This window comes from Streptomyces sp. FH025, from assembly GCF_017427025.1.
Lineage (GTDB): Bacteria > Actinomycetota > Actinomycetes > Streptomycetales > Streptomycetaceae > Kitasatospora.
Window position 1 is genome coordinate 1 of record NZ_JAFLNG010000260.1, and the last position, 9,801, is coordinate 9,801.

9 protein-coding genes are annotated in these 9,801 nt (G+C 75.5%); 6 read left to right on the forward strand and 3 right to left on the reverse strand.

The annotated features are described in order from the left end of the window. On the reverse strand, positions 1–855 hold an 855-nt coding region (locus J0670_RS19315), incomplete at its 3' end, for a PAS domain-containing protein (RefSeq protein WP_307806587.1). A gap of 247 nt (positions 856–1,102) precedes the next feature. Between J0670_RS19315 and J0670_RS40295 the strand changes: the two genes are divergently transcribed. Genes J0670_RS40295 through J0670_RS19335 form a run of 4 tightly spaced genes read left to right on the forward strand, consistent with a single transcriptional unit; the run spans position 1,103 to position 6,409 of the window. After that, the gene (locus tag J0670_RS40295; protein WP_207812876.1) at positions 1,103–2,320 is read left to right on the forward strand and encodes a rhodanese-like domain-containing protein; all 1,218 of its coding nucleotides are present in this window, start codon (positions 1,103–1,105) and stop codon (positions 2,318–2,320) included. A 58-nt stretch (positions 2,321–2,378) separates the two neighbouring features. Continuing rightward, positions 2,379–3,065 (forward strand): DUF5819 family protein, encoded by a 687-nt coding sequence (locus tag J0670_RS19325; protein WP_207812877.1) that lies wholly within the window; start codon positions 2,379–2,381, stop codon positions 3,063–3,065. Beyond that, positions 3,062–4,285, forward strand: a complete 1,224-nt coding sequence (locus J0670_RS19330; protein ID WP_374223128.1) for an HTTM domain-containing protein — start codon at positions 3,062–3,064, stop codon at positions 4,283–4,285. Before J0670_RS19325 ends, J0670_RS19330 begins: the two co-directional genes overlap by 4 nt. 9 nt (positions 4,286–4,294) lie before the next feature. Next, positions 4,295–6,409: an FUSC family protein gene (locus tag J0670_RS19335; protein ID WP_207812878.1), complete on the forward strand. Its 2,115-nt coding sequence runs from the start codon at positions 4,295–4,297 to the stop codon at positions 6,407–6,409. Positions 6,410–6,497: 88 nt separating this feature from the next. Here the strand turns inward: J0670_RS19335 and J0670_RS19340 are convergent, their stop codons facing one another. Continuing rightward, positions 6,498–7,169, reverse strand: coding sequence for a hypothetical protein (locus J0670_RS19340; RefSeq protein WP_207812879.1), 672 nt, complete (start codon positions 7,167–7,169; stop codon positions 6,498–6,500). A 103-nt stretch (positions 7,170–7,272) separates the two neighbouring features. Between J0670_RS19340 and J0670_RS19345 the strand changes: the two genes are divergently transcribed. Next, on the forward strand, positions 7,273–7,938 hold the full coding sequence (locus J0670_RS19345) for a TetR/AcrR family transcriptional regulator (protein WP_207812880.1): 666 nt from the start codon (positions 7,273–7,275) through the stop codon (positions 7,936–7,938). Positions 7,939–7,943: 5 nt separating this feature from the next. After that, positions 7,944–8,693, forward strand: a complete 750-nt coding sequence (locus tag J0670_RS19350) for an RNA methyltransferase (protein ID WP_207812881.1) — start codon at positions 7,944–7,946, stop codon at positions 8,691–8,693. A 68-nt stretch (positions 8,694–8,761) separates the two neighbouring features. On the opposite strand, the gene J0670_RS19355 is transcribed toward J0670_RS19350, so the two are convergent. Next, positions 8,762–9,801: peptidoglycan-binding protein (locus tag J0670_RS19355; RefSeq protein WP_207812882.1), on the reverse strand; the 1,040-nt coding region annotated here is incomplete at its 5' end.

Genomic DNA, 9,801 nt, shown 5'->3' on the forward strand with positions numbered 1-9,801 from the left:
GGCCTCGCGCTGGGTGGGCAGTGGACCGGACGGACGGCGGCCCGGTGCGGACTGCTCGGGCTGCGGCGGCGGGCCGACCCGGGCGGCGCGCTGCTGGGGCGTCGGGTAGCGGCGGCCGAGCCCGGCGGCCGCGTGCGCCGTTCCGGCCAGCGGGTCGGCGGGCAGCACCGGCAGCACGGTGGCCGGATCCAGCCGCAGCGCGGGCAGCCCGGCCCGGGCCAGTGCCGCCAGCAGCGGCGCCCGGTGGGCGGTGGGCAGCAGCCGGGCCAGCGGTTCGGACGGTTCGCCGTCGGCCGGGACGAGGGTCGCGGTCAGCGTGTGGAAGCCGCCCCGGGCGGCCGGTGCGGCGGCGAACGGCAGCAGGCGCTCGCCGAGCGCGAGCCTGGGCCCGGTGGTGCGCAGCGGGCGGGCGTCGGCGGCCAGGGCGAGCAGTCCGCCGGCCGGGCCGGGCAGCGGGTAGGCCCACCAGAGCACGTCGCGCTGGTGTTCCTCGCGGTCGGTGACGGTCAGCCGGCCGGCCCAGGGGCGGCCCTCGGCGGTCAGCTCGGCCAGGGTGTCCAGGGCGTCGCAGGGGCGGCGCACCGCGCAGCCGCCCTGCATCCGCTGCTCCACGGCGGGCAGCAGGCCCGAGGCGGAGCGGTCGAGGGCGGTCTCGGCGCGGTGCCCGAAGAGTTCCTCGGCGGCCCGGCTCCACTGGGCGATCCGTCCGGTCCGGTCGACCAGGACGAGGGCGAGCCGGACCAGGGCGGCCACCCCGGTCCGGTGGTCGCCCGGTGTGCTCCCGGCGTCGGCCGGACGCGGTGCGGAGTTGGACTCGGCCACCATGGATTCGGTCTGCTCCCGCCTGGCCGCCACGCCTGGAGGCGGCCGTCTCTCCGGAGGAAGGCACGCTGTGCGGATACCAGCGAATCACGGACCGGGCCGGGCTCGACACCGAAACGGGGAGATTCATCAGGATCGGTTGTGTGTCGCGTGCCGCGCGCCGGTTCACACCCCCGCTTCACCCGGACGGGGCTTTCGCCGACGAGGGTAGGGTGGCAGGCCGGGCCGCCCGTGCGGCGGCACCGCAGGACGCAGCCGGCCGGACAGACAGAGGCGAGAAGTGAGCGCACAGAGCCCCGTCCGCTGGACGGACCCGGAGCAGCAAGGGCTGGAGGAGCGGGTCGCCGCGGCCGAACTCGCCTGGCTCAGCATGGACGTGGACGTGCAGACGCTGCGGGTGGAGATCGACAACTTCGCCCTGATCCACCATCAGCTGCTCGGACCGCTGTACGCGCGGCTGGACGAGCTGGAGGCGCTGGTCGCCGAGGCGGTCGCGGCCCGCACCGGTCGGCCGGAGGACCTGCGGCGGGCCGCCGAGGCCCGGCAGCAGGTCGAGGAACTGCCGGACCTGGACGCGCTGTTCGACACCGTGCGGGAGAAGTCCCGGGAGCGGTCGGGGGACGGGGCCGGGTCGGAGTCGTCCGAGGCGGCGCCCCCGCCGCCCGCCGCGCCGGCCCGGGTGCGGCCCGGCAAGGAGGCGCAGCGGCTCTACCGCGAGCTGGTCCGCCGCGCCCACCCGGACCTGACCACCGACCCGGCCGAGCAGCGGCGCCGGGCGTCCTTCCTGGTCCGGGTCAACGAGGCCTACGCGTACGGCGACGCCGCCGCGCTGGAGGGCCTGGCCGCCGAGTGGTCCACCGCGCCGGAGGCCGCGCCCGCGCTCGACTCCCCCGACCGGCTGGGCTGGCTGCGCCGTCGGCTGGACTGGCTGACCGCCAAGATCGCCGAGACCGCCGCCGAGCAGGTGCGGCTGGAACGGACCCCGATGGGCCAGCTGCTCGCCCTCGCGCCGCAGGACCCGGACCGGCTGCTGGAGCAGCTCGCCGAGGAACTGCTCGCCAAGGCCGCCGCGCAGCAGGCCGAACTGGAGCGGCTGCTCGGAGCCGCCCCCGCGCACCCGCCGGTGGGCGACAATGGCCCGGACCCGACTATTTCCCAGGAGAGCCACACGATGTTCCCGCAGATCCCCACCACCGACGCCGCCTCCGTGCCGGCCGACGCCGCTCTGCTGGACGTGCGCGAGCAGGACGAGTGGGACGCCGGCCACGTGGAGGGCGCACTGCACATCCCGATCGGCGAGGTGATCGCCCGGATCGGCGAGCTGCCCGACGAGAAGCTGTACGTGCTCTGCCGGGTCGGCGGCCGCTCCGCCCAGGTCGTCCAGTACCTGGTGCAGCAGGGCAGGGACGCGGTGAACGTGGACGGCGGGATGTACGCCTGGGAGGGCGCGGGCCGTCCGATGGTCAGCGGCGGCGGGCAGGCCCCCTTCGTCCTGTAGTCCCACGCGCGACGCGCCGGCAGCCGGCCGGCGGCGCGCCGACCGGCGGGGGGAGGCCATGACGGAGACCACGGACCGGCCTGCCCGGGGGTACCTCCCGGCCGAAGGCCGGGGGAGGGGTTGGTCGCGGCCGGCGCAGCTCGTCATCGGCCTCGCCGCGGCGGTGCTGCTGAGCGGCACCGGCCTGTTCCTCGCCGCGGTGTTCCTGCACGTCGCGCCCGCCAACTCGCTGTCCCGGAAGTACCGGGACGAGGTCGACGGCGTGGTGTACCCGGAGTTCGAGCAGAACTGGAAGCTGTTCGCGCCCAACCCCCTGCAGCAGAACATCAGCGTGGACGCCCGGGTGCGCACCGCTGCCGCGGATGGCGCCGACGCCCGCACCCGCGACTGGGTCGGGCTGACCGCGCAGGACCTCGCCGCCGTCCGGGGCAACCCGGCGCCCAGCCACGCCGACCAGAACCTGCTGCGCCGGGCCTGGGACTTCTACGACGGCTCGCACGACCCGCAGGACGAGAAGCCGCTCGGCTCGCGCGGCAGGCTCGCCGAGCAGTACCTCATGCGGATCGCGCTGCAGCGGATCGGCCGGGCGGTGGACGGCGAGCGCGTCGTGGAGATCGAGTTCCGGGTGACCTCGACCACCGTCCCGCCGCCGTCCTGGAGCGGTGAGGCCGCGCCGCCCGCGCCCAAGGTGCGGGAGCTGCCGTGGTGGCCGGTCGAGGACGAGGACTACCGGGGGCTCGGGTGAACGAGGCGTCGGTGCGGGAGTCGGGGCTGACGCCCGGCATCCCGCGCCAGGGCGGACCGCAGCCCGTTCCCGTGGCGGCCCCGGACGGGCCGGGGGCGGCCCTCGGCCGGGCCCTGGCGGCGTTCACCGGGCGGGCGCTCGGACGGCACCAGGCCGCCGTGGTGCGGATCGGCTTCGGGCTGGTCTGGCTCACCTACCTGCTGCGCGAGTGGCCGCACCGGCGGGTGCTGTACGGCGACCGCTCGCCCTGGTCGATGGAGCTCGCCCAGCAACTGCTGGCCGACAACGGGGCGTTCACCGTGCTGCCCTGGTTCGGCGGGCGGCTCTGGTTCGAGCTGGTCTACCACCTGGCGGTGCTGGCCGCGCTGGCGGTGCTGCTGGGCTGGCAGACCAGGGCGAGCACGGTGCTGTTCCTGGTCACCGTGCTGTCGCTGCAGAACCGCAGCGTCCTCCTCGGCGACGGCGGGGACAACGTCGTCCACCTGATGGCGGTCTACCTGGTCTTCACCCGCTGCGCCGAGGTGTGGTCGCTGGACGCTCGGAGGGCCCGTCAGGGGCGGGGCGGGGTGGTGCTGTGGGCGCTGCTCGGCGCGGCGCTGGCGGCCGGTCAGTTCGGCGGCTTCTCCGGCGACAGCCTGACCTGGACCGGCCCGACCTTCCCGTACCTGGGCTGGTCGCCGCTGTTCTGGGGGCTCTGGGCGGTGGCCGGGCTCTGGTGGCTGCTCGGCCGGCTGCGGCCGCTGGGCGAGCCGCGGGCGGTGCTCGACGCGCTGGCGAACATGGTGCACAACTGCGCGATGCTGGTGATCGCCGCCGAGGTGGTGCTGATCTACGCCACGGCCGGCTGGTACAAGGTGCAGGGCTCGCGCTGGCAGGACGGCACCGCGCTGTACTACCCGCTGCACCTGGACTACTTCGCCCCCTGGCCGGGGCTGTCCGCGCTGCTCGGCTCGGCGCTGCTGCCGGTGTTCCTGATCTCGTACGGCACGGTGATCCTGCAGGTCGCCTTCCCGTTCACGCTGTTCAACCGGCGGGTCAAGAACGTGCTGCTGGCGGTGATGATGGCCGAGCACCTGGGGATCGCGGTGGTGCTGGGGCTGCCGGTGTTCTCGCTCGCGATGGTCGTGGCGGACGCGGTGTTCCTGCCGACCGGCGTGCTGCTGCGAGTGGCGGCGTGGCCGGGGAGGATCCGGCGCCGGGCCGGTCGCTCCGAGCCATAGGATGTCGCTATGTCCTGGTTCGCCGCTCTTCGTGACACCGCGCGGACCGGACTCACCCTGGACCGGGCGCTGACCGACCCCAAGCGGGCGGTGCGCGGGGCGGTCGCGGTGGCGCTGGTGCTCTTCCCCACGCTCGCGCTCGGCGGGGTCGCGTTGGCGACCTCGGCCGCGATGGGGGCGTTCATCGCCGGTTCGGCCACCTTCCAGCGCAGCTTCAGGCCCCGGGCCAGCCTCGCCGTCGCGGCCGGGGTCGGGCTCGGGATCAGCACCTTCCTGGGCTACCTGGCCGCCGGAGTCACCGGGCTGTTCCCGGTGCTGCTCGCCGTGTGGGCCTTCGGGGCCGGGCTGGCCTGGGCGATCGGGCCGACCGCCGGGGTGGTCGCGGCGAACACCGTCTCGGTGATGCTGATCGTCGTGCAACTCCCGGTCAGCACGGCCACCGCGCTCGGGCACGGGCTGGTCGCCGCGCTGGGCGGGGTCGTCCAGGCCGTCGTCATCACCGTGTGGCCGATCGGGAGTTGGACCGCCCAGCGGGACGCCCTCGCCGACACCTACGCCGAACTCGCCGACTACGCACGGAGGTTGAGGCAGGATCCGACCGCGCACGTGGACCCGGCGCCGTTCATGACGGCCCGGAACGCCTCCGCCGTGACCCCCTGGCAGGACCGCCACCGGCCGCCCGAACTGCGTGGCCTGCGCGGCATCGCCGAGCGCATCCGACCCACCCTCGCCGCACTCGCCGACCCCAAGGTGGGCGCCCCCGAGGAGGGGCCGGAGCGCGACCGGGCCCGCGAGGTGCTGGCGGCCGCCGCCGAGGTCATGGACGCCCTCGCCCGGGCGATCCGCACCGGCGATCCGGTACGGCTCCCCCGCTCGGCGCCCTCGCTCACCCTGGCCCCGCCGGACGAGGGCCAGCGTCTGCGGGGGGCGGCCCGGCGGTCCTCCCGGCGGCTGACCGGGCTGCTGCGGAAGGCCGCGGACACCCTGGACCGGAACGACGAGGACACCATCACCACGCCCGTGGTCGGGGCCGGCGGGGCGCTGCACCGGCCGTCGATCTCCCGGATACTGCCGGTCGCGCTGCGGGCCGTACGGCGCCAGTTGCAGCCGCGTTCGGCGATCTTCCAGCACGCCGTCCGGCTCTCCGGGGTGGTCACCGTCTCCTACCTGGTGGCCCGGCTCGCCGGGTTCCACCACGGGTACTGGGCGCCGATGACGGCCGCGATGGTGATGCGGCCGGACTTCGCCCAGACCTACAGCCGGGGTATCGCCCGGCTGGCCGGGACGGTCGTCGGGGTCGCCGCCTCGACGCTGGTGGTGCAGCTCGCCCACCCCGGGCAGTGGGTGCTGGCCGCGCTGGCGGTGGTGTGCATCGGCGGGGCGTACCTCGCGTTCCGGACGGGGTACGCGCTGACCACGGTCGGGATCTCGACGTACGTGGTGTTCCTGCTCGGGCTCCAGGAGGGGAACCCCCTGGTGACGGCCGTCGAACGGGTGGGGCTCACACTGCTCGGCGGGTCGATCGCCCTCGTGACGTACGCGCTGTTCCCCACCTGGCAGACCGCCCGGCTCGGCGAGCGGCTCGCCGAGTGGCTGGCGGCGGCCGGGCGGTACGCGGCGGCGGTGATCGCCTGCTACGAGCGGCCGGCGGCGCGGCGGGGGCGGGCGGTGCGCAGTGCGCTGCTGGACTCGCGGGAGGCGCGGTCCGAGCTCATCCAGGCGATGCAGCGGGCCGACGCCGAGCCGGGCCGGCACGAGTCCGGGCTGACCGGGGTGAGCCGGCGCCAGATCGACCGGGGCCGGTCGGCGGTCGGGCACCTGGGGCGGGCGGCGGTGCTGCTGGAGGCGCACCTGCCGGGGGAGGACGCCGAGCCGGTGCCGGGCGCGGCGGAGTACGCGGAGGAGCTGCAGCTGGCCACGGCGCTCGCGGCGGCGGCGCTGCTGACCGGGCGTCCGGTGGAGTTCGGGGCGGTGCGGGAGGCTCAGGCCCGGCTGGAGGAGGGCCTGGCGCAGGCTCCGGCCGGGGTGCAGCGGGACGTGCTGCGGGCGGGGACGCGGCTGGTGGGGCAGGCGCTGAAGGACCTGGAGCGGGCGCTGCGCGGGAGTTCGAAGGACGCCCCGTAGGACGGCCGGGCCCCGCGCCCACGGCCGGGGGCCGTGGGCGCGGGGGTTTCCGCGGGGATGTTTCACGTGGAACATGCCCCCGAGGGGGTCAGCCGGCGGCGTGGGCGGCTTCGAGCCAGTTGGTGAACTCGCAGGCGAAGTGCCACTGGTGGCCGGTGGGGAGCAGGTCGGGGGCGGCCTCGGGGAACTGGACGGTGAGGCGGATCCGCAGGCCCTCCGGGGTGTCGGCGAACTCGTGCATCACCCGCAGCACCTCGGTGCCGTCGGCCAGGGTGCCGGTGCCGCCGATGCGGACCGGGAAGGCCTCGTGGCCGGGGCCGGCGATGGGGACGTCGTCGTGGAAGCGGAGGAAGAAGCGGGCAGGGCCGGTGCCGATGGTCTCGATGATCTCGACCCGCTCGCCGGTGGAGTCGGCCAGGTAGTGCTCGGGGTTGGCGGCCAGCAGGGCGGTGCGGTCACCGGCCCGCAGGCGGCCCTGCCACCAGGTGAGGAAGCCGTCGGCGTCGATGCCCGTGGCGGTGAGTTCGGTGACGGCGGTGCGCCAGCGGCCGCCGGAGGCGTGGGCCCAGCCGGCCAGGTCGCCGTCGGAGGCGGCGGTGTCGGGGGTGAGCAGCTCGCGCATCCGGTCGTCGCCGAGGCGCTGCTTCAGCAGCCGCAGGGCGGCGCGGGCACGGTCGAGTTCCCAGGCGAGGACGGCTTCGCGCGGCCGGGGGGTGCCGTCGAGCTCGGTGCGGACGGTGAGCGGGGTGCTGGTCGTCATGGCGTCGCTCCTCGAAGAGGACGAATAGGCGGAGAGATTTTCTCCGTTTCGTTGCCGACGCTAGCATAGGTGGAGAGAAGTTCTCCGGATGAGGGATCGTGACATGAGGGCCGATGCGGCGCGCAGCCGGCGCAGGATCCTGGACGCCGCCTGCGAGGTGTTCCTGGAACGGGGACCGGACGCCCCGCTGGACGCGGTGGTCCGGAGGGCGGGCGTCGGCCCGGCCACCCTCTACCGGCGCTTCCCCGACCGGGAGGCACTGGTCCGCGCACTGGTCACCGACCTGCTGGCCCGGCTCACCGAGGCCGCCGAGGAGGCGCGGCGGGCCGAGGCCGACCCGTACCTGGCGCTGCGCCGCTTCGTGCACGCGGCCGCCGACCTGCGGATGGGCGCGGCGATCGTGGTGCTGCTGGAGCACCTGGTGGTGGACGAGGAGCTGGTCGCCGTCCGCCGGGGCACGGTCACCGCGGTCGAGGGCCTGCTGCGCGCCGCCCGGGAGGCCGGACGGCTGCGGGCCGACATCGGGATGGGCGACCTGGTGCTGCTCTGCGTCCGGGTCTCCCGCCCGCTGCCGGGCGCGCTCGCCGCGCTGGACGCGGACGGCTCGCTCGTCCACCGGCACCTGGACCTCGCGCTGGCCGGGCTCGCCGGGCTGGACGAGGTGACCGGCGGGCCCGAGGGCGAGCCGCGCCGGGCGCTCGGCTTCGACGAGGTGATCACCGCCGCAGGCCGTCCCGGCGAGCCCGGCCCGGCCGGGGTGGCAGAGTGAACCGCATGGACGACGAGGCGGTACGGGCATGGCGGGCGGCCGAGCGGGAGCCGGAGGCGGTGCTGCTGGACGGGTTCCACGCGCTGAAGCACGCGCTGCGCTTCGGCGGTGACGTCCGCCGGGTGCTGACCGCCGACCGGGCCGCGCTGCTGGCGCTGGCCGGCGAACTGGCGCCGGACGTCGCCCCCGCGCTGGACGCGCTCGCGGTGGAACTGCCGGAGGACCGGCTGCGGACCCTGGCGCCCCGGCTGCACCCGACCGGGGTGATCGCACTGGCGCTGCGCCCCTCGGCGCGGGCCAACCGGGCGGCGCTGGCGCACCGTCCGCGCCGGGCGCCGGTGGTGGTGCTGGAGAACCCGCGCAACCTGGGCAACGTCGGGGCGGTGATCCGGCTGGCGGCCGGGTTCGGCGCCGCCGGGGTGGTGACCACCGGCGACCTGGACCCGTGGCACCCGACCGTGCTGCGCGGCAGCGCGGGCCTGCACTTCGCCACCGCCGTCGAGCGGCTGGCGCTGCCCGAGCTGCCCGTTGGGCCGCTGTACGTGCTGGACCCGGAGGGCGCGGACATCCGCGACCTGCCGTTCCCGGACGACGCGCTGCTCGCCTTCGGCACCGAGCGGCACGGCGTCTCGGCGGAGCTCAAGGCGCGCGCCGACCACCTGGTCGCGGTGCCGATGCGGCCCGGGGTGTCCAGCTTCAACCTGGCGACCAGCGTCGCGATGGGCCTGTTCCACTGGATGTCCGGCAAGCGCTGAGAGCAAGCGCCGAGAGCCGGCGCCCAGGCGCGGCGCCCGACCACGGGCGCCGCGCCTGGGCGTGTGCGTCAGGAGAAGAGGCGACGCCAGGTGTCCTGGCCCGGGTAGCCGTCGGCCTCGCTGCCGCGCCAGCCCTGCGCCTGCTGGAAGGCCTGGACGGCCCGCCGGTCGGCCTCGCCCCACTGCGGGCCGGGGCCGACGCTGTAGTAGCCGCCGAAGCCCTTGCGGACCAGCTGCTCGCCGAGCTGCCGGACGTAGTCGTTGCTCTGGCCCGGGGCGAAGTACTGCGCACCGGGGAAGGCCGTGGTACCGGTCGGCGGCGGGGGCGGCAGCGGGGTGGTGCTGCCGCCGTCGATGTTGCGGCCCTTGCCGTTGACCAGGTAGTCCCAGGTGGCCTTGCCCGGGATGCCGTCGGCCTCGCTGCCGGTCCAGCCCTGCGCCTGCTGGAAGGCCTGGGTGGCCTTGCGGTCGGCCTCGCCCCAGCGCGGGCCGGGGCCCTCGGAGTAGAACTTGGAGCCGCCGCGCTGCGCGAGCAGCTGGCCGAGCTTGGTGACGTACGCGTTGTTGGCACCGGGCCCGAACTTGTCCGCCCCCGGGAAGGCGTTCGAGGTGGTGCCCCCGTCGTTGCCGCCGCCGGACAGGCCGGTGTAGCGGTACGGGACGTAGGCGCCGGAGTTGTTCCAGTACGCGTACGGGGTGGAGCGCTTGACGGTGTTCGGGGAGGTCTGCTCGTAGGAGACGTACCGGGTGCGCGAGGAGTCGGTCCAACCGCCGAAGATCGTCACGTGCGAACCGGCCTGCGGGTTGGACGGGTTGTTGTAGATGAGCACGTCGCCGGGCTGGAGGTCGTTCTTGGAGATCCGCTCGGCGAAGTTCGGCAGGGTCCAGGTGGTCTGGCTGCTGCCGAGTCCCCAGGCCATCGAGACGAAGCCGGAGCAGTCCTGGCGGTAGCCGTCCGACCAGTAGCGGTTCATGCTGTACGGCACGCCCTGGTCGACCCAGCCCTGCGCGCGCTGGATGATCTGGGCCCTGGTGACGGGCACCCCGGCGGTGCGCGGGGTGGCGAAGGAACGGGCGCCCGCCTGGCCGTACAGCCCGCTGACCTCGC